We start from the raw sequence: 25,780 nt of genomic DNA, 5'->3' as shown, positions 1-25,780 counted from the left end.
AGAACCTAGAATTTTATATGGATGGTGGTGCGAAACGTTGTTAGACCAAGAACAGGTGGCTTCGGCTATCATGTTCGTAAAATCTAGCGGATCCTGTTTCTAAAGATTTACTGGGGTCTAAGTAATATACTGTTATTTCAAATGAAGGGGTAACGCCTGGAAGGGAATACACGAGGTCGGAGTGCACGAACTGGAAGGTAAATTTCAGCGTGTTCTAAGCCCGATGTCATATGGTGGAAGAATCCGCCCTTATCTTTTGATAGGGAAAACCAGCCCGAGGGGGACGGTGTGGGTCATGCTGCTGGTGTCTGGTTGTCATGGTGAGAATGTGCTCTAAAATCCATTTAATATGGAGGACAGCACTGACGAACTTTCGAATGTACGAATCTAAACCATAGCCCCCTCTAAGCGATGGGGTGTAGCTGAAGGCTACGATGATTGAGGATAAGTAAAACTCACCATTATGAAAGTCCTTGCAGAGTTACAGGCTCTGGATAATTATCAGGTTCATAGGAAGCACCTAAAGCAATCACTGGGTTTCAATAAATAATTGAACACAGTAAAAGAACGGTATATTGCAACGTTGTAAGCCAGGGACGTGGAGGATTTGCCTCCTGTGAAGCGGTCATAGTGAATACTTAAGGTGATATTAGCCGATAAAGGATAAGCTAGTTTTGCTCTGGTGAAGGTGGAGGCACAGTACCACACGAAGCTTGCTGTAATGGCAGGTGGATAAGGGATAGCCTCTAGTCTTTCAAGAGGTTACACACTTTCAAATTAAGATTCTATGACGCTTTCAAGGTTCGAATACGACTAAGAAAAGTGAATCTTTGCACTCTTCACCCGCAAGGAGGAACCAACTTGAATTCAAAAAAGAAGCTTAGGCACAAGGAGTATTATGGACTTCAAGAATTATTTGATGGTCTCTATTCAAAAAGCCTAGAAGGACAAAAATTCTATAAACTAATCCATTTAATGACATCTGAAGAAAATATCCGGTTAGCTTATCGAAATATCAAGAAGAACACTGGAAGCAAGACAAGAGGAACAGATGGACTTACTATTAATTATATATCTAAACTTTCTATTGAAGAGGTTGTTGGGAAAATAAGAAGTATGTTTGACTACTATTTTCCTTCGCCTGTCAGAAGAATGTGGATCGAAAAAGATAATGGTAAGATGAGACCCTTGGGAATTCCAACTATGTGGGATCGACTGTTTCAACAATGCATCTTACAAATACTAGAGCCAATATGCGAAGCTAAATTCTACAAACATTCATATGGATTTCGTCCGAATAGAAGTACAAAGCACGCTATTGCGAGACTGATGTATTTAGTGAGTCGTGCGAAATTTTACCATTGCGTTGACATCGACATTAAAGGGTTCTTTGACAATGTTGATCATGGGAAACTACTGAAACAGATGTGGACCATCGGCATAAAAGACAAAAAACTCCTTTCCATCGTGTCGGCAATGCTAAAAGCTGAAATAAAAGGGGAAGGAATACCAACTAAAGGCACACCGCAAGGTGGTATACTTTCTCCTCTTCTGTCGAACATCGTCTTAAATGAATTAGATTGGTGGATTGCAAGTCAGTGGGAATTATTTCCGGCAAGGAGCCGGAGGGGCAAAACAAAAGGTTTACCATATGACAATATAAACAAATTTAGAGCTTTGCGTAAAGCTTCAAACCTTAAGGAAATCTTCATTGTAAGATACGCCGATGATTTTAAGATACTTTGTAAAACTGCAACCCAAGCAAAATTAATTTCTGCATCTGTTAAGAACTTTCTTTGGAAACGATTGAAATTGGAATGTTCGGAGGATAAATCTAAAGTTGTTAACCTGAAGAAAAAGAGTTCCGAATTTCTAGGACTTGAACTTAAGGCAGTCTGGAAAAGGAAAAGGTCCGTTGACAAATACTTTACAACCAAAAAAGGCGGAAAAAAGAAAGCAAATCCAAAGAGAATCAAGACCACCAATCGTGAACGTAAGAAAAATGGTAATAGTGCAGAGTATAAAGAGTTATGGTCCATATCCAGTGTGATGTCTGTTAAGTCTATACACAAAGCTAAACGGAAAATCAAAGATGCTATTAAAATGTTACAAAAACGTCCTACACGACAGACGGTTGCCAATTATAATTCAGTCATACATGGTATTCAAAATTACTACAAAATGGCAACATTGATTACTAAAAACCTATCAGAGATTAACTTTCACTGTCGCAAGAGCTTGAATTGCCGTCTTAAACAGAAATGGATCGACGGAAATCGAACTCATATGGATAAACACCAAACTGAAAGGTTCAAAGGGTACGCATGGGTTATGAAAGAAATACAAGGTAAAGTTTTATCACCTATATATGCTCAAAAGCATGTATCGCCTATGAATTTCAGTCAAGACATCAACAACTATACAATTGAGGGAAGAAATTCGATTCATAAGAACTTAGAGCGAATAAACTCAGTTACTCTCCAGCATGTTATGAGGTCATATATCCCAAGCTGTTCTATCGAATATAATGACAATAGAATATCTAAGTTTATCTCACAAAATGGGAAATGTGCCATAACCAAAATGGAGCTGGGTAAGCATGATTGGGAATGTCATCATATTATGCCATTTAGGAAAACGGCAGACGACTCTTACCAAAACCTTTTAATTCTCTGTAGTGACATTCACAAATTGGTAAGAATAAAAGACATTATCAAAATTAGAAGAATTGTTGAAACATATTCCCTGACGGAACAACAAATTGACAAAATCAATGCTCTAAGGAAATATGAAGCCGTTCCATTGATCAATCTTAATGTTTTATATGAAAAATCTAACAGCCCTGTAGCATAGTAAATTTTATTTTAAAAGTTGCATTAGCTATAAAGGTTAGTTTATGGAATGTGTAACTGGAGGAAGATGGGACGCCGTGTGAGCTCGAAAGTCTCACGCACGGTGTTAGGCGGGGGAAAACTGTAAGATAATATCAAGCAGTAACCTATCGCAACAGGATGTATGAGTCAATATCAAATGTTGTACAGCACACCGTATCTCTATTCTTCTCGTACATTGCAACAAATGTACAAAAGTACAAGAAAAGAAGAGGATATAACAGCGATACAGGAGCACATGCTACGTCATGACGTGTATCTGGACCGACAGTACCGAGGTTATTATTATTTAAGTCAAAAAATTGAAGGAGATTTATATGATGATGAACATCCTGTATCTTGGAATGAGTTATTAGAAGATTATCAGTTATTTAAGGATTCCCAAGGTAATTTATCTATTCAGCCGAAAGGATGGAGATAATATGACCATTGTTGGAGAATTAGGTATTGTATATGGCGTGACAGGAGCAACGATCATAGGAATTAAGTTATTAAAAAGAAAAGGGCTTCACCTTCCTGACTGGATGCTACGTGCGGGTCTTAAATGCTTGTTGATTGGCACGGTCTGGTATGTGCTACGTGATATGCTCGATGTATTTCTACGCTAGTATTCTATCGGGTAGTTGATGGGAACTGTCGTAGTACATTTGAACAACCTTTTTATGATATTCCTGATAGCCCCAACTACCTCTAAGGAGGTAAGGAGTTTATGTTTTCACTTTTGGTGATTCCAGTTACTTTTTTAACAGTAGCGTATTTTTACAGGGGAAAAGAAATGAGTGATAAGAAGAAAATCAAAGCATTTTTTGAAATTACGAAAGTGTGTGTACAGCATAAAGGAGAAATGCAGTACCCTGTATTTTTGAAACAAACAGAGGATAATAGTAGTACCACGTTTGTCTATCGGCTGCCATTAGGTGTGCCGAGTCAGCTCATACAGAAGTTAGCGCAAGTATTAGAGGAAGGTTTGCATAAACCCGTTATGATTTCCTTTCAACGACGGGAGCTGTTTATACGGGTATTCCAGCAATGTATTCCTGAAAAATGGCATTGGTCCAATGAATTGTTACGAGAGAAGACATGGAACGTCATCATGGGAAGAGCGTTAGATCGAATGATTTATCATGATTTTGAAAAAACACCGCATATGTGCGTGAGCGGGATGACTCGTTTTGGCAAAACGGTTTTTCTCAAGAATGTGATGACGAGCTTAATTTTACAGCAGCCAGATTACGTGAAGTTCTATGTGATTGACTTAAAAGAAGGATTGGAATTCAGCCCTTACAAGGACTTGGCACAAGTCGAAGAAGTGGCGGAGAATCCCATGCAAGCCTTTGACATGTTGACACGAATTCGTGAAAAGATGGTGGAACAGGTTGTTCATATGAAAGACTCGTATTTCACGAATATTGTAGATACGCCCATCAAGGAGCGTTATTTTATCATCGTCGACGAGTCAGCGAATCTTTGTCCGACACAGGGATTACCCAAAAAAAGGAGGGATATGCTCTATATGTGTCAAGAAATGTTATCGGAAATAGCGAGGATTGGCGGAGCATTGGGGTTTCGCTTGATTTTTTGTACCCAGTACCCGACTTCTGATACCTTACCAAGGCAGATTAAACAAAATAGTGATGCGAAGATTGGATTCCGCTTACCGACCGTAGTGGCTTCACAGGTGGCAATAGATGAAAGTGGATTAGAAGAACTTCCATCCATACCAGGGCGAGCACTTTTCAAAACAGTTCGTGTAGAAGAAATTCAAGTACCGTATTTGTCTAATCAAGAGATGTGGAAGCTACTGAAACCTTACAAGGTGGTGAAGCATCATGAAACATCAAAAGATGAAACAAAAAGCGAGACACATCGAGATTTTATACACTTTAAGTAAGTTAGACTTTGCGTCTAGACGACAGTTGCAAGCGATTCATTGCCTTGGTAGTATTCGGAATGCCAATCGTATTTTGAAGGATTTGAGACCGTATTGTCACGTTACATCGCATAACCGAGAGAATGTATATTACCTCAATAAGAAAGGAATGGCTCTTCTCGGTATACAGGCGAAAGAGAGAAAAAAGAAACATCAATTGGAACATATCTTGTTGCGAAATGAAGCATGGATGTGGCTAGATTTCCCTGACTGGAAGACAGAGCAAGTTATTACTTTGCGCTATCAAGGAGAAGAAAAAACAATTGTGCCAGATGCATTCTTCCTCAAAGATAATGTTCCCCACTTGGTAGAAATCGATCGGCTACAGCATATGAAAGTGAATGAGAAGAAAATACAATATTATGCGTATCTCACTCACATATACCAGAAACAACAGCAGATAACGCCTATTATCATCTTTTGTACGATATCGGATTGTAGGGAGAAACAATTGCTACACTATGCGTTAAAGTATCATGTGTATGTACGGACGTATTTGTTACAGGATATACTGTAAATCGTTTCTCTTTATCGTTGCAACTGTTTTACCAAAAAACTAGATATTTGGCAACTGAATCTGTAAGAGGACTACATAATCAGTAGCCCTTGTTATGACCAAAAATCACTTTGTTTAATATTTTTCCCTGTTATTTTTTTTAAGGCTTGCACTACTTTGTTGGCGTTTTTAATAGAAGGCGATATACAATCGATTTTAGCGAGGCGACTTATCGTTGAAGTAGTAAGCCCGCTAGCTTTAGCGATATCAATTTGCTTTATTTTATGTTTATCAATAAATTTTCCTAGTTTCGAACGAGACAATTTGAACACCTCATTTCCTTTTTTACTAACAATTTGCACAGAAATCCCGTTTTCTAAACATCAAGAATAAAGTATTTTTTTGAAAATCGTGCATATAATAAAACAAAAGAAAAATTAATTGTAATTATTTCATGGAATATAGCATACATATTAATAGCTACAAGTTGCGAATATACTGAAGTTTACATGCAACTTGTTGTAACGGGTATGCTAGTGAAATAGAAAAGCGAAACCCTTACTCTCCCAAGGGGTTTCGCTTTTTGTGTAGAGTGGAAGAATAATAAGGTACTATTGGAAAGGTGATTATTTCACGCATCGCAATGTACATACATGAAGAATCATAGGGAAATATATGAAATAGGTGAATGCGGCTGTTTTTATGTCGAATTTTGTTATATAATGAGGATGATTAATTAATAGGGCTCTGTTATGCGGAGTGAACAGGTTAAACTCTCTTGTCGATTTTATAAGGGATAAGAAATCCCCAGCTGGAAGCAGACGCACAATATTGACGTTGTATTGTGCATCTGCTCTTTTTTTGATTCCTGTACACTGATAGCGAAGCATAGGGTTTTGCAAGGGAATGGCTACCTATCGTAAGGTCGGTAGCGAAGGTTGGTAAGGGAATCCCCTTGATAGGGAAATGTGATGATATAAGGGATATAAGCGAGGACTTGCACAGAGAGAATGTATGTGTGGGGCATAGTTATTTGAGTATCTTTTTATACAGAAATACGATATAATGAACGAGTGCAAAACTTACAATGAATGCGTGTATCGCATTCCATCACTCACTTTACCCATTAGGTGAATCACCTAATGGGTATTTTTTGTTTTCTGCTAGAAAAGGGAAAGTTGAACGTTTTCTTGTTCTACACTAGATGTACAAGAAATATGACGCTGGTAGCCATTCCCTAGTCTTCGCTGTATTTCCTCGTCCAGTAATTGAATGGCTCGATCTTTTGATGCGGTATAGAAAACCACTTCTTGCATAGGGTATGTTTCACCGCTAGGAGCTATGATGGTATAGGAAAGTGTGTAGGGATTGATTTTCACGATAGCATTCCTTCTTTCTTTAAAAGGATATTATAGCTCTTCCAAATCAGTTTCCACAATCTGTACAGGTGCTATATGCTCTTGTTCTAATATAACCTGTAATCGTTTTTGCAATTCAAAACCGTCCTTTGACTCAGCCAGTAAAAAAGATTTTGAAAAGTCGTACCCATTCACAGAATAGCTCACTTCAAACATATACATGTTACTGTGCCACCTTTTCATAGGGATTAGATGGAACTAGATGATACTGTTCATGTCGTACCACTTGGCGTCCATCGATTCCAAGCTCGAAGAAGGATTCCATTTCAGAAATATCTACCATACTAGTATGTTCGAGTACACGGACAATAATAGAAATGAGTAGCTAACAATAGCTACTCATAATGGAATACCTATCATGGATGAGTAACCGTTTGAACCATCATATGGTATCAAAATTTATGCATCTTTGATGCAAAAGCTCCAAGTGAAAAGATGACTAGTATTACAAAGAACACAAGTTTAATAATCGCAAATGAAATGACAACGGCGAATATCAATAGCTTTAATATGGTTCGTAGTGACCATTTTACAATATTTAAAGATACACGCATGCTTAAAGCCCCCTATCGTGACGATTGCTCTTTGTTTTCTTCCCTGTCCTTCTCTCATTTTCCTCTTGTATTTCTTTACTGGTTGCGTTTTTGATTTTGTTCAAGTCGCCAACAGTTTGAACAGCATTTTTTGTATCGTCTATATCTATGCGGTCAGGTGTTCCATCATTATCTACATCCCGTTCTTTGAAATGTTCCAAGAAACTTTTTTCAAATACACATACGATTTGATAGCAGATCCCCGTCACTTTTGCATCCATCATGCTCCATCCCTTTCCGAAAGATAGGTGAAAAAACGATAGATCATGAACATATCCATCGTTTTTCTTTTCTATCGACTCATGGATTGCTTTTTGTGCTTTTCTTTTGCTATATCTTTTTGTTCTTGCTTTATTTTGTTATCTAGCTCTTTTACACCGTTCATTGAAAATTCAAATTTCTTGTCTTTCGCAGTCTCGTTTTCTTTTCCCTTTTCTTGTAGAGTTGTCTGTTTTTTGTTTCCTTCTGTTTGCTGTTCCGTCGTTTCTTTCGTTGTTTCATTTTTTAGTTTTTTTAATATATCAGAAAATACATGCGGATTCCATTTTTCCTCTACATTTTTTTCAGCTGAAGAAACATATTCAGAAACGATTTTTTCAATTTTTTCGATTTGTTCTGGTGAAAAATTTTGTTTCATTTTCTTGAAGTCATTATCGCTCTCTTTACCAGCGACTACGTTAACCTTTTGTTGCAAAAGCGCTTGTTCTTTTTCACTCAATGCGGAAAAAATAGCTTTCACTTTCTCTAATGGTTTTTGAGACGGGATGTCTGCTTGTTTCGCCACTGTGTTCTCTTTTTCGATTCCCTTTCCTTCTTTGTTTGTTTCCGCATCTCTCTGTTGTTTATAACGGTTTGCAAACATAGTTTCGACTCGTGTTACTTCCTGTGAATATAACCCTTTTTTGACGGCATCTAGCTCTTCTAATTTTTTGTACAGTTGTTTTTCTTGTTTGGATAAACGATCGTACGATATGTTTGTTTCTTTTGGTTTGTTTTGGTCATCTGTCGATAGGTTATCATAGACTTCTTTTACTTTTTTGGCTTGGTCTGGTGTTACCTGTTGACGAACTTCTTTCAAATCTTTTTCTGCTTGTCTGACTTCTTCTTTGTTTAAGACAACTATTTTTCGTTCTACTATATTTTTTAATGCTTTTTCAATGACATTTGCCTGTGTTGCGGAAAAGAAAAAGGAATAATCCTCTTTACCGTTTCTCACTACAGAAAAATCTACGCCTAATTTTTTTAGCTCTTTTTGATAATCTTGCAATTGTTGTTTTGTCAAATTTTCATCTAAAGCAATGACGCCCCCACTTTGTGCATGTTTTTTTATCAGGTCGCTAATTTTTTGTTTCCCGACTTTTGTATTGTTATCTAGGATGTAATCTTGAGGCTGATTCTCGTTGTTCTCGAGTAATTTTGTTAAGGATTGTAAAACAAATAATAAGGTTTGTTCTGATAGTTTAAAGGATTGTGCAACGATTTCCATCGCAATCCGTGTATTCTCATCTACAGTCACCATATCGATTCCCTGCCTTTCGTCAGTTCTTCTATAAATTATACCATTTTTCGGTCAAAGATGATATAATTTTCAGAAAGAATTACTGAGGTTTTAGGAAAAGGCAAGCTACGGGTTTGCCCGGGCAAACCCCAAAAACGTTGTTTTTGTCTTGGTAGGAGATTCCTACGACCTTTACAAATATATAGAAGCGATTTTTCATAAAATCCCTTCTATATTTGTTGTCGCTTTGCTCGAATTTTTGTGAAAGGAGAAATAAAATTGAGAGAAAATAGAAAAAAGGAAAGACTGGAAATTCAATTGTTTAAAGACGATAAAGAATTTGTAAAAAATAAAGCAACTGAATTAGGATATAAAACTGTATCAGCTTTTTTAATTGATAGTGCAAAAACACATTTTAAACTTGAAGTTGATATGAAAGTTTATAGGGATTTAACGAAAGAAATAAATTACATTGGCAAGAATATAAATAGCTTAATTAGAAGGATTCATACAGATGGCATTTACACGGATCAGGATATGGATTTTCTTAAAGTGAATCAGAAAAAAATTATCAAAATCATTCAGAAAGAATATGATCGATTATTGGATTTGAAAACCAAGTTTACTAGCGATAGTTTGACTAAAAAACAGAAGAAACAATTAATAGAATCCTTATCAGAAAATCAAATTCCACTCCCAAAAAAATTAGTATTAGAAGAAGTATATGAAAAGATAAAAGAAGATTTTATGTATATCATAGCAAGTATAGAAAACTCGCCAGCACAAAGTAAAGGAGTGGCAGAATATGTGTGGCAATATGTATATGGAGATACGCTGTATACATTAGAGGATAATCGACTCATAGAATTTGCAGATAAGATTTTTACGTTTTCACAAAAGTTAAAATTTAAGTTAGCTAAGCTGGATCAAATTTTTGAAGATAAAGATTGGTATGAATTAAAAGATATACTAGATGAATATGAAATTTATTAGGTAGGGATTGATGCCAATGTCAATTGTTAAAATACAAAAGGTCATGAATTTACAAGCGCTCATTCGTTACGGTATGCAAGAACATAAAACGAATGAGGAATTGGTTACCTCGTATGAGTGTTCGATAGAAACGATAGATAGGGATTTTAAAAGTGTTTTCGTTGACTATAATGAAAAGAATCATTGTAATAAAGATGTGCGTGCCAGAATGATTATTCAATCGTTTGATAGCGACGATAATCTGACACCAGAACAAGTGCATCAATATGGTGTAGAATTTGCTGATAATTATTTAAAAGGCAATCATCAATATGCAGTGATTACACATATAGAAACAGAGAATTTACACAACCATATTATTTTTAATGATATCGATTTTACTACATTAAAAATGTTTGATTCTAAGCGTGTGAATACGTTAGACCGATTACGAGAAGAAAATGATAAAATCTCGGAAAAGTATGGTTTGTCCATCATTGAAGAAGGGAGAAAGGGAAGGAACAAGTATGTAGATTTTAACGAGTATGTAGCTAGAGCAAAGAAGAAATCTTTCAAAGGAAGTTTAGAAGAAATGATTGATAAAAACATATCAAAATCAAATTCATTCCATGAATTTTTAAGGTTTATGCAACAAGAAGGATATGAGCATAAGCAGGGGAAATATTTATCATTTTTGAATCCAAAGTCAGGAAAGTTTATGCGGACAAAAACATTGGGTTTTCATTACCTTGCATCCTCTATACGGTTTAGAATAGAAAACAAAGATTATTCACCCATTCAAACAAGTATCATGAACAGACATTGGATAGACAAATCACATGAGAAATTTAAAGAGAATAAGGGACTTCAAAAGTGGGCTACGAAACAAAATATTCATTATCTACATGAGTTAAGTTCTAAGATGTATCAGCTAAACGTGTCCCTTTCGGAACTAGATGAACTGGAAGCAACGAAAGAAGCGTTAATGGACAGTTTTGAAAAGCAACTTTTAGGTATAGATCATGAGATTTTTAGATTAAATAAAATGAAGGGGTGTTTCCATATTTATAAAAAGAGTCATCCTTTGATCATTGCTTATAAAAAAGCTGAAAATAAAAAGGCATTTAAACAAGAACGTTATCATGAATTTAAAGAGTATGATGTTGCAAAACGTGATATGAATTATCTCAAAAAGAATTATGGTATAACAAATGAATCTGAATTACAGGATAAGTTGTCACGCATGACAGAAGATCGAAATGTATTGTATGGAAGTGTAGGGAAGGAACAAGAGATAGAAGAAAAGAAACAAGAGCAATCTAAACACCAGCATCGTAGAAAAGAAAATGAAAGATAGCAGGTTATAGCGCCTCAAAATAATGATGTTATATAGATATGTATAAAAGTCATATCTTGTTTCTTCCTATAAATTCTTATGAAAACAATAAGAATAAATGATATCATAATACAAAGGTATACGTTTGAATATTGAGAAAATAGATAAATTAGAAAACATATAGCAAAGGAAACGATATGAAAAGAATAAAAAGGAAACTACAAGAGTATGACTTGGCGTATATTTGTTATTACGCGGAAAAAATTGAGTTATCAGCGATTGCTGCGGGGTTTGATGCTGAAATTTCTACACCAGCTTTAGCAGTGTTACTACAGGAATTAAAAGAAAATGGTCAATTTGATACCTATAAAAGAAAGTATCAGGAATTACTGGAAATCATATAATAAAAAATAGACAAAGGCGGTTATTCATATGGAGAAGGTTTCACAACACGTATTAGACATTTTATCGGCTGGAATTGCAGAATATACACAAAATATTACATTAATGATAATGGCATATGAAGATGGATTAGACATGGTTGAGATAGAAGAAATTCAATCTGTATATGAAAAATTAGAAACAACGATGCTGTTTTATCAATCGCACGCAACGGGACCTGACCGTTTATTAAGTCAAGAATTGTATATCCGCTTACAGGAAACAATGCGACGTATGATGGGGAAAGAAGCACAAAAACCAGATGAGAGGGTATCTCGTAAGCTTTCTTCCTTGCCTAAAGGCGTCACGGTACATACAGAAGACGGTGAGCATACCTATTATGTTTTTCAGCATGAAATTCTCGGTCACATTGGACGTCTGTTTGTACGAGCAGAAGGCCTCAATTCCTTACATGTAGAAGCTGAAATGGCTGAGGGAGACAAGGGGAATCTTGTCAAAGAAAGAATGTTGCAACGCATTGTAGAAACATTTGAAAAGGATATTTTAGGAGTTTCTTAATTAGAGTTTAAAGATACCCATCCCCCCAGGAATATATGATGAAATTTCCAATATTCCTCTATATGAGTATATGATACAATCAAGGTGTTCCGTATATTCCATTATATTGAACACCCATAGCAAATGCCTACAAGCAGGAGGGCGCTTGTTCTTATTTTTCCCTTCAGGTAAGCTAACGACCTGAAGGGTTTTTATCGTTAGAAAAGGGACAGTTGGATTGGATCTTGTTCTTCTAGGCCTAGTGACAGGGTGCTTGCTCTAATCTGTAGAATTATTCCCATTAAAAGTAAAATACACTTGCATACTTTGAAAAAATGGTATTTCATTAAAAATCATTCGATTTCCTGTTATTTATGACCGTAAGTTATGACATCTGGTAACACTTTAAACTTACTGATTTCAAAATCATGGTTCAAAACTTGAAAGTTATGATACATAAAAATTTAGAGACATTAAAAAATCCAATTTCTACATTCTTGAGAAATTGGATTTTTTAATGACAAGATTAAATTGTAGAGTCTATTTATTCATTGTTTATTTTCTCTCTAATTATCTGTACAAATTCATTAAGATTTTTGCTTTGAATATTTTTGATGCCTACTCTTTCGTTTTTATTCCAAAAAAGTATACTAGGTACACCAAATAAATTCTTTTTCTCCTTCAGCTTTGATATATTTTCATAAAAATATTCATTAACCCATGCATCACCAACTAAATCAGGGCCGTAAAAGAATAATCTTTTATTTGTAGCAATTAATACTCCAGGACGTACAGGATGCCTAAATTCAAAAACGTCTAAAGATCCATGTAAAAAATCTAGAACTTTTTCATCTGAAGATAATATTGTCTTGGCTTGGTCTAATATATTTTGCATTGTAGGACTCCTTTATTATCTAATATCAATTATTATATCAGAAAATTCATAGAATTTTAAAACAAATATACATAATATGCAATTTTGCATATTATGTATATTTTTTACAGGAAGTAATTGAAAGAATATCCGTTATCGTTATATAATTCTAAATGTAACAACAATAAATCAATTTATATGGAGGAATAATTATGAAAGAACTAATCAAAGATGTTTTGTGCAAGCGGAAAATACAGAGAGTTGCAGCGAAAAGTGCAGAGGCTAGCAGCTCGATTTTTTAAATAGTAATTTTAGTGTTTCCAGAAGACAAAGCATTGCGTAAACGATAGCTTTCTCCCGTAAATGCAATAATGTGGGCATGATGGACCAAACGGTCCACCAATGCAGAAGTAAGCCGATTATCACCAAATATACGATTCCATTGACCAAATTCTAAATTCGAAGTAACTATCACACTTTTTTGCTCATAACAGTCGGCAATAATATGGAATAGGAGCTCCGCTCCTTGTTTTTGAAACGGTACATAACCTAGTTCATCTAAAATTAAGAGATCACATGATTCAATTTGTTTTTTTATACGAGTTAGATTCCCTTGTTTTAAAGCTTCTTCTAATATGCCTACTAAATCAGCTACTCGAAAAAACTTTACCTGATATCCTTGTTCACAGGCCTTTAAACCTAATGCTGTTGCTAAATGTGTTTTGCCGGTTCCAGGAGATCCGAGTAATAAAAGGTTCTGTTTTCCTTCAAAAAATCGCAACTCACTAATATGTTCTTTGCTTGTCGTAGAAGGTAAATGAATTTGTTCACCCCATTCATAATCTTTTAACCACTTTAGCTCTCTAAACTTTGCTTTTTTTATTAAAGTTGATACCTTTTTACTTTGTCGAGCTTCAATTTCTAAGTTTAAAATATCCTGTAAGAATTGTTCTTTATCTTCAAATACAACTTCATCATAATGCTCTAGAATAGAACTCAAATGTAATACTTTACAAGCTTCTTGTAGGTTTCTGTATGTCATAGTGAAAATGAACTCCTCTCTAAAGTTGGACAGAGTTTCCGATCGTATTGTTCTAAATCCGTTTCATAATCCACTAAAACGGATGGTGTGTGTTTCTCTTCCCATTTCTGCGGATAAGTTACTTGTTTAGCTTGTAATATGCCATCAAGTTCATAAGGAGTTTTTGATAGCCAATCCTCATTTTCTAAAACAATATGTAATTGTTGTAAAGAATACTTTTTGAGCAATCTTTTTATCCCTACTAAGCGTGATTTACGCTCTTCCGTTTGGAAGAGGAGATAATCCTGAACTCTCATAGGTAAGTATTTAAAATATCTTGAATAACGTACTACACGTGGTTTCTTTTCCCAATCTTCAAAAATTTCTTCCCAAGGAATGGGCCTATTTGTATGCATGTAAGGTCTATATTCTTTAAAGATTACTTCTCCTTCAGAAGTAAAACATGTAAATTGATCCCATTCTTTTTTTATGACAATAACTTGTTTGACATTTGTTTTGCGTAAAACAAATCGTTCTTGATCTACTGTAATTTCTCCATATTTATTTACAGTTGTAGTATCTAGTGAAAAGACCGATAGGTCTTCTAAAGGCAATGGCTTTAATGCATTTTTATCATCATTCCACAACTCCTCTATCATGATTTTCTTATCATAATGCGGTCGTTTTTGATCCTCTAATGCTTGTACTTCTAGCCACTGTGCAAGTTGTGAAAAACTTTCCATAACCGGTGAAGTTGTAAACCAATTATTACGTGTATAACTAACTTTACGCTCAACATTACCTTTTTCATGCCCGCTATAAGGGTTACATGGTTGTGTTTCAAAGTTATAATGCATTTGAAATTGTAAAAACGCTTCTGTATAAATACGATTTTCACCTTTTCCTATGGTGATTACAGCGGCGGATAGATTATCAATCCTAAGATGTGTTGGTACACCACCTGCTTGATGGAATAGCTGTTTTAAGCCTTCTAAAAAGCATTCCTTATTTTCAGCTGGTAATGGATAAGCAAATGCTGTATTGCTATGGGGAAAGCTTAACAATAGTACTTTAATATCTTTATATGCTCCATCTTTGACAACTGTCATATTTCCAAAATCAACTTGTGCTTCTCCAGGAGGATGTTCTAATCGTTCGTAACGTTTTTCTTTTGCTGTTTTTATCTGTGGTCTTCGATGTTGGATATAATCACATACGGTTCGATACGAACCTTGAAACTTATATTCTGTTTTTAATTGATTAAATATCTTTTTACTTGTTCTTCGTTCCTTACGGCGAAGCTTACTATCTTCCTCTAACCATAAATCTACAATTTCACCAAACTCACTATCATACATCATTCCTGTTTTTGTACAAACTGGACCAGTATCCGAAGGATACACTTCTTCATCAGCATACTTTTTGACAGTTCTCCAATTCTTTCCTAGTTTTCTTGCAATTTCAGAAATAGGGGTTTCTTGCCCATCCCCTCCAAAAGGTACATTAAGGATTGGTTCTATAAAAAGAAATGTCTTTAAATCAGTCTGTTCTACTCGATTCAAAGACATTTTAGTGATTTTATTTGTAAAGACAGATACAGTAAAGTTAAGATTCCCTCACTAGCCCACGTTTTTCGATTTCACGATATAACGTTGATTTTGTTACAGTCGTTTTTTTCTCGATCTGTTTAATTGTGTACTTTCCAGTTTTCCAAAGATCAATGGCATGATCTACTAAATCCTTGTTTTTTCCTTTACGCCCAAACTTTACTCCATTTCCCTTCGCTCTGAGCTTGCCTGCCATCGTTCGTTCACGAATGAAATTACGTTCCATTTCCGCAAACAGCCCCAACAGCGTAACCATTGCTTTGGTCATAATATCGTTGTTCCGGCGTGTGTCAATCCCGTCAGATATGCAAACGAGATGAATCCCCCTCTCAGTAAATGATTCGTAGGTCTTCAACACATCAGATATGGATCGTCCCATTCGGTCTAATTTGTAACCAACCACCGTATCACCGGGTTGCACTACTTCTAGTAACTGCTTAAATTCTGTACGGTCATTCACATTCTTACCTGATATCTTTTCACAAAATAGCTTATCGACACCATATCGTTGTAATTCTTCGATTTGTATTTCTAAATCTTGATGTGCAGCTGACACGCGAGCATATCCATAAACATTCCCCATTTAAATTCCTCTTTCCTGTAGATTTCCTCTTGATTATAACCTTACATTTAGGGAGAATAAATAGGGAACGTTCTAGACTAGGGAAATGGGGGTTCCTAAAGGCTTCCCTAAATTTCAGATTTTAGGGAATATAACGAGCTATATATGCTCTGTCACAGGGAGGACAAATATTATGGATATCGAAAAAAACACAACGAACCAAAAACGTTTGAGAATTCTTAATGAAGATGAAATACAAACGATTTATTCTATACCGAACTTTACCTATGAAGATCGCTGTCAATATTTTTCTCTCACTCAACCAGAAAAAGAATTGGTAGAAACATTCCGCTCTGTAAAATCTAAGGCTTACTTTATCCTACAACTCGGCTATTTTAAAGCGAAATGTTTATTTTTTACCTTCGATCTCCATGAAGTAACGGAAGATTTGCGACATATTCTAAAAAAAAATTTCAATGGTAGTAAAATAACTGACCTTAGTTCCATTGGTAAAGTTACTAAGCTTAAACAACAACACTTCATTCTTGAACTGTTCAATTACCAAAATTGTGATGCTGAAAAACGGCGACTGTTAAAGAAGAAGGCTCGTAAGTCTGCCACATTTTGTAGTAAGCCAATTTATATCTTCCGTGAAATGATGAATTATTTATCCGAACAACGGATTATTGTCCCTGGTTACAGCTTTATGCAAAAAACGATAGGGAAAGCCATTACCTACGAACAAAACCGTTTAATTACAATGTTGCAAAATCATCTGAGTGTACCCACTATCAAAGCATTGAAGCGATTGTTAGAAGATTCTTCAGGTCTATATGAAATCACCCGACTGAAACACGAACCGAAAGATTTTAGTATCACTGAAATTAAGAAGGAGATGGATCGAGGAAAGCAAATACAAAATTTATATCAACACGCTCAAACATTGCTACCCAAGTTTGCTATCTCTAACGAGAGTATCAAATATTATGCTTCCTTGGTAGATTATTACTCTGTTTATAAACTGAAACGATTAAATGAGTGGATTGGTTACTTGTATTTATTATGTTTTGTTTTCCATCGCTATCAACGGATGCATGACAATCTAATCCATACGTTTACATATCGAGTAAGACGTTACATGGATGAAGCGAAATCGGCAGGAAAGGAACAAGTATACAAATCTCATCTAGAAAGAAACCAGAATATAAGGAAAGTAGGAGAAGTACTTTACCTATTCACTGATGATCAAATCCCTGCAGAGGCTACTTTTCAGGAGATTCAGGATCGAGCCTTTGCTATCTTGGAACGTCCCAAATTGGCAGCCATCGCTGATCAAATCGTTACCAATACCAAATTAGATGAAGTTGCTTTCCGATGGGAATACATTGATCAGTTATCTCATCAATTTAAACGATCTCTGCGTCCCGTATTTTTGATGGTTGATTTCTTAGCCGCCTCTGCTCATGATCCATTGATGGAAGCTGTCCATTTTCTGAAAAAAGCTTTTATGAAAAATAAGCCATTAGGAAAGTATCCTTCCGATACGTTCCCTCAACAATTTATCCCTAACGGGATGAAACGATACCTCTATCAATTAAACTCTTTAGGACAAAAAGTGCTGCAGGCTGATCGCTATGAATTTTTCGTCTATCAACTTTTACGAAATGGTTTAGAAGCAGGAGATATTTTTTGTCGGGATAGTATCCGATTTCGCAGTTTTGAAGATGATCTCATTAGCGATCTAGAGTGGAAACAAAAAGAAACTTTACTTGCTGAGAACGGTCTAACTATTTTTAATCAACCGATTCAAGTCCATTTAGCAGAGCTTGAGAAGGAACTTGAAACTCGTATTACAAAGGTGAACCACCATATTGCATCTGGAGAAAATAAATATATTCAGATCAAAAAGCGTGGCTCACATAGTCGCTGGACACTTCCATATGTTCGTGATAGTGAATCGATGAATCATCCCTTCTTTGAAACGGTAAAGCCTGTTGAGATTAAAAATGTTTTGCATTATGTGAATCAACGCTGTCAGTTTCTTGAAGCATTTGAACATATTTTAGGTCGTTATGCAAAACAACCCCGGGAAGAGCAAACCCTAGTAGCGTGCTTACTCGCTTGGGGAACCAATATGGGCTTAGGGAGAATGGGTGACATTTCTGATATGAATCATTCCACTCTTATTTCCACATCGGATAACTTTATTCGATTAGAAACATTAAAAGAAGCAAATGATCGGGTCAGTAATGCTACAGCTAAACTGCCTATCTTTCAACATTACAATATTGACGAAGTTATTCATTCCAGTAGCGATGGACGAAAAGCTGAAACAGGTATTCATACGATTAATGCTCGTCATTCCCCGAAATACTTTGGGCTGAGAAAGGGGGTTGTTTCTTACACGATGGTAGCGAACCATATTCCTGTAAATGCGCGAATCATTGGAGCGAATGAACATGAAAGCCATTATGTATTTGACATTCTTTACAATAACACCACAGATGTTCAACCAGATGTACATTCCACAGATACGCATGGGACGAATGAAGTGAACTTTGCCATTCTCCATTTTTTTGGTTATCAGTTTGCGCCTCGTTACAAGAATATCCATGATAAAGTCAGTAAATCCCTTTATGGATTCAAACATCCCAGTCAATATGATGATGCGCTGATCAAACCTGTTCGAAAAATCAACATGAACCTGATTATAGAAGAGTGGGAAAATATACAACGTATCATGTTGTCACTTGCCCTTAAAAGTACGACACAAAGCATAATTGTCAGAAAATTGAGTTCTTATGCCCGAAAAAACAAAACCAAGCGTGCTTTGTGGGAATATGACAACATCATGAAAAGCCTGTATTTCTTACATTATATCGATTCCCCGCCTTTACGTCGTAATGTACAAAAGGCATTGAATCGAGGTGAAAGCTATCATCAATTATGCAAAGTAGTATCGTATGCTAATTTTGGTAAGCTACGTTTTAAAACGGAACAAGACCAACAAATATGGGAAGAATGTAGTCGTCTTATCGCGAATTGCATCATTTATTACAATGCCAGTATTTTGTCTAATATGCTAACTTACAGGGAGGAAAATGGTCAAAGTTCAGACATGTTGAAACAGGTTTCTCCGGTGGCGTGGCAGCATATCAATCTTTATGGTCGTTACGAATTTCATAGTAATCAAGAAATGATTAACATGGATGAGATTATTCAAGAATTAGCACAATCAAAAGCTATAACCGCAACAAAAAACCACACCTCATCTGAGTAATATTAGAAAAAAAGTACCTCTTAAACCAATAAAGTTTTGAGAGGTACTCCTTAATATACCTTTTGGAGGGGATGGGCAAGAAACCCCTAATAATTCCATAGTCGGAGAAGAATGTATACGTATTTTTGTAAGTTCAATCTCCTCAGCGTGATGACAATTGCCGTACCTGTATAATTTTTAAACGATCCATCACTATCTACGGAAAATTCTTAATAATTATAAATATCTTTATATTAAAATTTATGTTGATTATCAGAATTAAATGTGATAAAGTACATTTATAGGTTATTAATACCTTATTTAGATTTAAATTACATTGGAGGCTTAATTATGAAAAAGACAAATGATGAGTTAAAAATGGAAGATTTGGTTCAAGAATTAAATTTCGAAGAACTAGAAAACCACGTAGGAAATGGATGGCTTACTAAAGCACAATGCGCAGCTATGTTGGCTTCTTGTGGAGGCGGAGGCGCTTTTGGTTGTGGTGGTGGTGCAACTTCTTGCGAGATTTATAGAAGTTACTGTTATTAATATGAAAAGTAACTATTAATCATATAAATTCTATTTACAAATGAACGAATTTATATAGATCAAAAAGAAATTTCATCATATATTACGATGAAATTTCTTTTTGGTTTTAAATAAAAATTTATATCTTAAGGGAAGATGTATTATGTATAAAAAAAATTTCATACATACAAAGCAACTTGATAAACACGACTGTGGACTTGCTTGTATCTCTTCAATATTAAAATTCCACGGTCTTAATTATGGAATAGATTATCTACGAGATCTTACATTCGATAAAGAAGGTTATAGTTTAAAAGACTTAATTTCCCTATTTAAAAAATTCGATGATTTTTCTTGCAAGCCAGTACAAGTTAATAAAAATAAACTAATAGATGTATTAGAACGAATTAAAACTCCCTGTATTGCCTTAATAAATTATGATAATGAAGGTCATTATATAGTTGTTTATAAAAAAGAAAAAAATCATGTAGTTATAAGTGATCCCGAGGAAGAAAAAATCACTAAGATGTCAATTGAAGAATTTAACAATGTGTTTTCAGGAGTAATGTTAATCGTTGAGGGACCTAAAAAAGATTTTAATACAATAAATAATTCATCTTATAAAAAAACATTCTTTTTAAAAATTATAAAAGAAAACATACGATCTTTAATTATAGTATTTCTTTTATCCTTACTACTTGTCATATTAACAGTTGGATTATCTATGTTTTTAAAATTTGTAGTAGATCTTATTATTCCAATGCACTTAGACTCCTACCTACTTTACTTAGGAATAATATTCTTAATCAGTAATTTATTTCGTGTGTTTTTCGACTATATAAGAAATCTATGTATATTAAAAATTTCTTATAGAATAGATAAAAATATATCAGAAAAATACTTTAACAAAATAACTAAAATGCCCATTAATTTCTTCAAAAATAGGGATGATGGAGAGATTATTTCTAGATTTAATGATAGTTCTTATATTCGAAATATATTCAGCGTAAATATTGTATCTGCAGTATTAGATATCATCATAGTATTAGGAATAAGTTTTATTCTTTTTAAAATAAATCACATTCTATTCTTTACAGCTCTATTACCTTTACTCCTAATAATCTGTCTAACAATTATTTTTTATGAAATTCTTGAAAAAAGAAATAAAAATCTAATGATAAATAGGGCGAAAACGACTTCTTTTTTAGTTCAATTTATAAAAAACATGCCCACTATATATGCTTTTAATAAAAAAGAATACTTTTCAACATCATTTGAAAAAATATTTGACAAACAACTTAACTCAACAATGAAAGAATTAAAAACAGTAAATAACAATAACACTTTAAGATATTTGATTAACAGTTCTTCATCTATAATTATCTTGTGGATTGGATCTCAACAAGTTTTAAATGATGCAATTACACTAGGAACCTTATTACTTATTAATTCCCTTGTACTATTTTTGATAAATTCCTTAGACCGATTAATAAATGTACAATCAGATTTACAAAAAGCGTTTGTTGCAGCAGATAGATTCTTAGACATTTTAAATTACCCTATAAATAAAATAAAACACATAAAAAAACTACAACACATTTCCAAAATACAGTTTCGTAATTTTTCCTTTAGTTTTGATGAATTTAGCAACATTATTGAGAATGTAAACTTATCAATTCTTAAGAACGAGAAGATTTTATTAGTTGGAGAAAGTGGAGTAGGAAAAAGTACACTTGCACAAACATTAGTTAAATTTTATAACGTAGAGCAATCAAAAATATTTATTAATGATATAGATATTAATAATTTTAATGAAGAAGAATTAAGAAAAAAGATTATTTATTTAAATGAAAACCCATTCTTGTTTAAAAATACCATTGAAGAAAACCTATGTATGGGAAAAAATTTCGACAACAAAAGTATTATAAAAGCATGTCAAGTTGCAGAAATTTACGATCTTATAAACTCTTTACCACAAGGGTTTGACTTTCATTTAAATGAAAATGCTTCAAATTTATCTACTGGTCAAAAACAGAGATTATCATTAGCACGAGCTATTCTCCATCATCCAAATATTTTAATTCTAGATGAATCGCTTAGTAATGTAGATTCAAAAACATTTAAACAAATATACAGTAATTTATCTAAATTGGAATGTACTATATTATTTATCACTCATAACCCTGAAATGATAAATGATTATGATCGAAAATTCATTATTAAAGATAAAACAATAAAGGAATTTACAACTACAAAGGCGGTAAATATATGAAAAAAAGATTTTTTATTATAGCCCTATTAATAATTACTTCAATTTGCATAATAGGTTTCATTTCTCAATCAAATAGCCTAAAAAAACCCTTATACACAAAGATAAGTTTACAACAATATAAAGATGAAATAAAATCTAAGGATGAATTTGTTATTTATATTTATAAGACAAGTTGCCCAGGATGTGAACAAATGAAACCTATTGTAAACAAAATAATAAAAGAAGAAAATATTAATCTTATTGCAATGAATGTAGAGGAAGATAAAAATTTAGATGTATCTTTCTTAAAAGAACAAAAAATCACCAAAACACCAACTTGGTTACATTATAAAAATGGAAAAGAAATAGCACGGTTAGAAGAAGTACAATCAGAAACAATATTGAAAAACTTTCTTAAGTATAACTAACAACTAAATAAATCATAGGAGGAAAAAATGTTGAATAACTTAAATAAACTTACACAAGATTTAAGTTTAAAATTTCCTAATTCTTCACTGTTACAAGATATACAACTTATAAAAGAAGTTAATACAATGCAACATATAAAAATTAATTTCAAAGAAAGTTTAGAAGAGATGGTAAATAAATATCAAAAACTAAAATCTCCTTCTATTACTTGTGGAATTTTAACTTATAACGAAGAAAGATGTATAAAAAGATGCTTAAATAGTATTATTAACGAATTTGATGAAATTATTATCATTGATTCTTTATCAACAGATAATACAGTAGGAATTATAAAACAGCATTTTCCAAATACAAAACTAATTTTTGAAAACTGGATTAACGATTTTTCATTTCATAGAAATAAAATTATTAATCTTGCTTCAACTGACTGGATATATTTTATAGATGCAGATAACACCTATGATATAAAAAATAAAGGAAAAGCTAAAAGAATAGCAAAATTGCTAGATTTTTTAAAAATCAAATGTGTCGTTAGTCCTATAATTACTGAACACAACGGACATATATATACAGACACTAGAAGATTGTTTTCTTTAAAGAACAACCTTCTGTTTACTGGAAAGGTCCATGAAGAACCAATATTTATAGATAAAACTATTCCTAATAATATTACTGTAAATATTTATGTGCATCACGACGGATACAACCCTAAAATTGTTAACCAAATAACAAAAAATAAAAGAAATATTGAATTAACAAAACAAATGATTAACATAGAACCTAAAAATCCTAAATGGTTATTTTTTTACGCACGAGAACTAGAACAAGGAAATAAAGATAGTACATTAATAAAAAATGTATTATTAGAAGGAATAGAATTATACAATTCTATTCCTGATAAACATTATTATCTAGATACTATGTTACTACTTTGTAAAATACTTTTCCAAACTAATGACTTTAAAAAATTAAATGAATTACTAAAACTATTAGAACAAAATTTTCCGAATTGTTCTGATATAACTTATTATAAAACAGCTCTAATATTTCTAGATATACAATTAAAAGCAAAAAAACTAATAAATTATCTACAAATAAATTTGGATAACCCTGAAGAAAATAAATATAGTCTTATTAATTCAACAAATGATCATATTAAATATACAATGTTGAAATTACATTTTTTTCTAGGAGAATGGGATCAATCAATAGACATATATAGAAATTTAAAATCTAGAGAAATACAAAAAGAATTCTTAGAATACGCTAATAATTTAAAAGAAAAATTAAACGAAATTTGATAAGGAGTCATTTATATGAAACGACTTTCATTAAAACAATTTTCAATAATCTCCCTCTTGATTTCAACATTAGCTACCTTAGGTAGTTTATATTTTAGCGGAATTCTAAAATTAGTTCCTTGTGATTTATGTTGGTATCAAAGAATTTTAATGTATCCCTTACCATTAATTATTATCATTTCTTTGATAATAAAAGACGCTAATTCTAAATATTACCTTAGGATTTTATCTTTTTTCGGATTATTAATATCTTCTTACCAATATATAATTCAAAGCTTACACACAAAAAGTACTTTTTGTGATATTACTAGTGATTGTACTACTATTCAAATTGAATATTTTGGTTTTATTACTTTACCCTTTATGAGTATTTTATCTTTTTTATTAATTTTTCTATGTTCTTTCTGGATAGAAAAAAAATAACTTGAAATTATTTTTAAATTTCAAGTTACCTTAATCGTATATATTATAAAATCAATTAGATAATAAAAATTATAACTATAGAAAGGTTTTGATGATATGTTTACATTAGGAATTAACGTTAAAAAAACAAAAGAAGAATTAATTATTAAATGGCAATTCGCAAAAATTAACATTCCATTAAAAGAAATCATTGAAATTACTGAAGATGATACTTATGCTGGAGAAAAAAATAATGCTGTTCGAATAGGTTCACCCTATGGTACAACTAATCGCATTTTAATTAAAACTCAAACGCAAGATTACATATTATTTACTACTAACAAATCTAAAATTTTAAATGAAATAAATTCATAAAATATTAAATCAACAAAATAACATTCTTCCAGGCTTAGCTGGCTCTAATCTGTAACTTTAGATGGTAATTTGCGCTCTTTTTAAGTGCTAAATTACATTTAATTCAAAAAAGAATTTTGTACTTAGGGATTGTAATATCAAAAGAGGACAAAGAATTCCTAGACACATTTTAATTATTAAAGATGCATTTGATTAGAAGGATTCGCTATAAATAGCGAATCCTCCTGTTTTTGTGCAAATAATGACGAATCAAACGTTTGTTTAAACATTACGGCATGGATGTACCCTGTTTAACATGTATAATAGCAACCCCAACCTATCAAGAGAATCCCCTTAACAGGTATTACGTCTTCGCCAAATTTTGCAAGACACGTTTAGGAAATCGAGAGGGATGCAAATGTCTCCGCTGTTCTTTCTATATAATAGGAAGAAACTCAATTATCCTTTCTCTACATGGCATTCTTTTTTATCAGCATGTTTTGTATTTTCTTGCGCTTCATATTCTTTTACTAGTTTGTAAAAAGAAGAACGCTTTATCTGATATTTTCTCATCGCCCCGACGGCCGTAATTTTTCCGGATTGCCATTCCTCATATGCCTCAATAAATTGCTCTGTAATTTGTACGGGTGGTCTTCCTAAAAGTTTTCCCTGCTTCTTTGCTATTGCAATCCCTTCTGCTTGTCGTTGTTTGATATCATTCCTTTCTTTTTCTGCAAAGGCCGAAAGAATGGTAAGAGTTGCTTTTTGTACAGCCTGTTGAATGATATCATTCGTACTTTCTCCGCTATAATTCACATTAATAAAAGGTTCTTTAATAAATTGTAAGTTAATTCGCTGTTGTTCGTAATATCTAAATTCTTCTAGCACATCATTCATGCTACGACCTAATCTTGTTAAGGAATCAAAAACAATTGTATCGCCCGTACGAGCCAAGCGTTTTAGCATTTGATAATTTTCTCTCTTCATATTTTTCCCAGACTGCTTATCAATAAAAATGTCTCGATCTTCTATGCCAAGATATTTCATATTTTCGATCTGACGTTCTTCATTTTGGTCTTTACTAGAAACACTTGTTTAGTGCAAAATAAAAGTACA

The 25,780-nt window shown here is 33.3% G+C and carries 26 protein-coding genes and 1 pseudogene; 16 read left to right on the top strand and 11 right to left on the bottom strand.

Features of this window, described 5'->3' with window-relative positions:
• Window positions 1-861 precede the first annotated feature (861 nt).
• From MHI28_RS35550 to MHI28_RS35530, 5 genes are all read left to right on the top strand, one after another.
• Window positions 862-2,853 (top strand): reverse transcriptase domain-containing protein, encoded by a 1,992-nt coding sequence (locus MHI28_RS35550; RefSeq protein WP_445661815.1) that lies wholly within the window; start codon window positions 862-864, stop codon window positions 2,851-2,853.
• 162 nt (window positions 2,854-3,015) lie between these two features.
• Window positions 3,016-3,312, top strand: coding sequence for a hypothetical protein (locus tag MHI28_RS35545; protein WP_078187542.1), 297 nt, complete (start codon window positions 3,016-3,018; stop codon window positions 3,310-3,312).
• A gap of 1 nt (window position 3,313) precedes the next feature.
• Window positions 3,314-3,499, top strand: coding sequence for a hypothetical protein (locus MHI28_RS35540; RefSeq protein ID WP_000156990.1), 186 nt, complete (start codon window positions 3,314-3,316; stop codon window positions 3,497-3,499).
• A gap of 101 nt (window positions 3,500-3,600) precedes the next feature.
• Window positions 3,601-4,782: an FtsK/SpoIIIE domain-containing protein gene (locus MHI28_RS35535; RefSeq protein ID WP_134208121.1), complete on the top strand. Its 1,182-nt coding sequence runs from the start codon at window positions 3,601-3,603 to the stop codon at window positions 4,780-4,782.
• Window positions 4,721-5,338 (top strand): replication-relaxation family protein, encoded by a 618-nt coding sequence (locus MHI28_RS35530; RefSeq protein WP_086387993.1) that lies wholly within the window; start codon window positions 4,721-4,723, stop codon window positions 5,336-5,338. Before MHI28_RS35535 ends, MHI28_RS35530 begins: the two co-directional genes overlap by 62 nt.
• 92 nt (window positions 5,339-5,430) lie before the next feature.
• Here MHI28_RS35530 and MHI28_RS35525 read toward each other — a convergent pair whose 3' ends face one another.
• The 6 genes from MHI28_RS35525 to MHI28_RS35500 all read right to left on the bottom strand — a co-directional run bounded on the left by MHI28_RS35525 (window position 5,431) and on the right by MHI28_RS35500 (window position 8,847).
• On the bottom strand, window positions 5,431-5,640 hold the full coding sequence (locus MHI28_RS35525) for a transcriptional regulator (protein WP_078186803.1): 210 nt from the start codon (window positions 5,638-5,640) through the stop codon (window positions 5,431-5,433).
• An 840-nt stretch (window positions 5,641-6,480) separates the two neighbouring features.
• On the bottom strand, window positions 6,481-6,696 hold the full coding sequence (locus tag MHI28_RS35520; RefSeq protein WP_078186779.1) for a hypothetical protein: 216 nt from the start codon (window positions 6,694-6,696) through the stop codon (window positions 6,481-6,483).
• Window positions 6,697-6,726: 30 nt separating this feature from the next.
• Window positions 6,727-6,897, bottom strand: coding sequence for a hypothetical protein (locus MHI28_RS35515; protein WP_166669627.1), 171 nt, complete (start codon window positions 6,895-6,897; stop codon window positions 6,727-6,729).
• A 230-nt stretch (window positions 6,898-7,127) separates the two neighbouring features.
• Window positions 7,128-7,289, bottom strand: coding sequence for a hypothetical protein (locus MHI28_RS35510; protein ID WP_166669628.1), 162 nt, complete (start codon window positions 7,287-7,289; stop codon window positions 7,128-7,130).
• Window positions 7,290-7,291: 2 nt separating this feature from the next.
• A complete protein-coding gene (locus MHI28_RS35505) occupies window positions 7,292-7,549 on the bottom strand; it encodes a hypothetical protein (RefSeq protein WP_242071542.1) in 258 nt (85 codons plus the stop codon).
• Between the two features lie 71 nt (window positions 7,550-7,620).
• Entirely contained in the window at window positions 7,621-8,847 is a 1,227-nt protein-coding gene (locus MHI28_RS35500; protein WP_277547438.1) for a DUF3801 domain-containing protein, read from the bottom strand.
• A gap of 258 nt (window positions 8,848-9,105) precedes the next feature.
• Here MHI28_RS35500 and MHI28_RS35495 point away from each other — a divergent pair, with 258 nt between their 5' ends.
• The 4 genes from MHI28_RS35495 (at window position 9,106) to MHI28_RS35480 (ending at window position 12,094) form a co-directional block, all read left to right on the top strand.
• The gene (locus MHI28_RS35495; protein WP_023523691.1) at window positions 9,106-9,819 is read left to right on the top strand and encodes a hypothetical protein; all 714 of its coding nucleotides are present in this window, start codon (window positions 9,106-9,108) and stop codon (window positions 9,817-9,819) included.
• Window positions 9,820-9,835: 16 nt separating this feature from the next.
• Window positions 9,836-11,155: a relaxase/mobilization nuclease domain-containing protein gene (locus tag MHI28_RS35490; RefSeq protein WP_256426002.1), complete on the top strand. Its 1,320-nt coding sequence runs from the start codon at window positions 9,836-9,838 to the stop codon at window positions 11,153-11,155.
• 176 nt (window positions 11,156-11,331) lie between these two features.
• Window positions 11,332-11,538, top strand: coding sequence for a hypothetical protein (locus tag MHI28_RS35485; RefSeq protein ID WP_023523689.1), 207 nt, complete (start codon window positions 11,332-11,334; stop codon window positions 11,536-11,538).
• Window positions 11,539-11,566: 28 nt separating this feature from the next.
• A complete protein-coding gene (locus tag MHI28_RS35480; protein ID WP_023523688.1) occupies window positions 11,567-12,094 on the top strand; it encodes a hypothetical protein in 528 nt (175 codons plus the stop codon).
• A gap of 523 nt (window positions 12,095-12,617) precedes the next feature.
• Here MHI28_RS35480 and MHI28_RS35475 read toward each other — a convergent pair.
• From MHI28_RS35475 to MHI28_RS35460, 4 genes are all read right to left on the bottom strand, one after another.
• Window positions 12,618-12,968 carry a PH domain-containing protein gene (locus MHI28_RS35475; protein ID WP_340829420.1) on the bottom strand — a complete coding sequence of 117 codons (351 nt, stop codon included), beginning with the start codon at window positions 12,966-12,968 and terminating at the stop codon, window positions 12,618-12,620.
• A gap of 277 nt (window positions 12,969-13,245) precedes the next feature.
• Entirely contained in the window at window positions 13,246-13,989 is a 744-nt protein-coding gene (istB, locus tag MHI28_RS35470; RefSeq protein ID WP_340829417.1) for an IS21-like element helper ATPase IstB, read from the bottom strand.
• On the bottom strand, window positions 13,986-15,536 hold the full coding sequence (istA, locus tag MHI28_RS35465) for an IS21 family transposase (RefSeq protein WP_340829414.1): 1,551 nt from the start codon (window positions 15,534-15,536) through the stop codon (window positions 13,986-13,988). Before istA ends, istB begins: the two co-directional genes overlap by 4 nt.
• Before the next feature lie 37 nt (window positions 15,537-15,573).
• On the bottom strand, window positions 15,574-16,158 hold the full coding sequence (locus tag MHI28_RS35460) for a recombinase family protein (protein WP_078188238.1): 585 nt from the start codon (window positions 16,156-16,158) through the stop codon (window positions 15,574-15,576).
• 172 nt (window positions 16,159-16,330) lie between these two features.
• Here MHI28_RS35460 and MHI28_RS35455 point away from each other — a divergent pair, with 172 nt between their 5' ends.
• The 7 genes from MHI28_RS35455 (at window position 16,331) to MHI28_RS35425 (ending at window position 24,685) form a co-directional block, all read left to right on the top strand.
• Window positions 16,331-19,417, top strand: coding sequence for a Tn3 family transposase (locus tag MHI28_RS35455; RefSeq protein WP_340829412.1), 3,087 nt, complete (start codon window positions 16,331-16,333; stop codon window positions 19,415-19,417).
• 330 nt (window positions 19,418-19,747) lie between these two features.
• On the top strand, window positions 19,748-19,948 hold the full coding sequence (locus tag MHI28_RS35450; RefSeq protein ID WP_078187489.1) for a sublancin family glycopeptide: 201 nt from the start codon (window positions 19,748-19,750) through the stop codon (window positions 19,946-19,948).
• A gap of 142 nt (window positions 19,949-20,090) precedes the next feature.
• Window positions 20,091-22,199 carry a peptidase domain-containing ABC transporter gene (locus tag MHI28_RS35445; protein WP_078187488.1) on the top strand — a complete coding sequence of 703 codons (2,109 nt, stop codon included), beginning with the start codon at window positions 20,091-20,093 and terminating at the stop codon, window positions 22,197-22,199.
• Window positions 22,196-22,606: a thioredoxin family protein gene (locus MHI28_RS35440; RefSeq protein ID WP_078187487.1), complete on the top strand. Its 411-nt coding sequence runs from the start codon at window positions 22,196-22,198 to the stop codon at window positions 22,604-22,606. Before MHI28_RS35445 ends, MHI28_RS35440 begins: the two co-directional genes overlap by 4 nt.
• A gap of 27 nt (window positions 22,607-22,633) precedes the next feature.
• Window positions 22,634-23,908 (top strand): SunS family peptide S-glycosyltransferase, encoded by a 1,275-nt coding sequence (locus MHI28_RS35435; RefSeq protein ID WP_078187486.1) that lies wholly within the window; start codon window positions 22,634-22,636, stop codon window positions 23,906-23,908.
• Between the two features lie 15 nt (window positions 23,909-23,923).
• The gene (locus MHI28_RS35430) at window positions 23,924-24,331 is read left to right on the top strand and encodes a disulfide bond formation protein B (protein WP_078187485.1); all 408 of its coding nucleotides are present in this window, start codon (window positions 23,924-23,926) and stop codon (window positions 24,329-24,331) included.
• 96 nt (window positions 24,332-24,427) lie between these two features.
• Window positions 24,428-24,685 (top strand): SunI/YnzG family protein, encoded by a 258-nt coding sequence (locus MHI28_RS35425; protein WP_078187484.1) that lies wholly within the window; start codon window positions 24,428-24,430, stop codon window positions 24,683-24,685.
• Window positions 24,686-25,123: 438 nt separating this feature from the next.
• Here the strand turns inward: MHI28_RS35425 and MHI28_RS35420 are convergent.
• Window positions 25,124-25,753 (bottom strand): annotated as a pseudogene (locus MHI28_RS35420) (recombinase family protein); the annotation flags it as partial.
• Window positions 25,754-25,780 lie beyond the last annotated feature (27 nt).

This window comes from Bacillus sp. FSL K6-0268, from assembly GCF_038005425.1.
In the GTDB taxonomy this organism is placed as follows: domain Bacteria; phylum Bacillota; class Bacilli; order Bacillales; family Bacillaceae_G; genus Bacillus_A; species Bacillus_A thuringiensis_S.
This window is presented reverse-complemented; position numbering and strand designations above follow the sequence as displayed.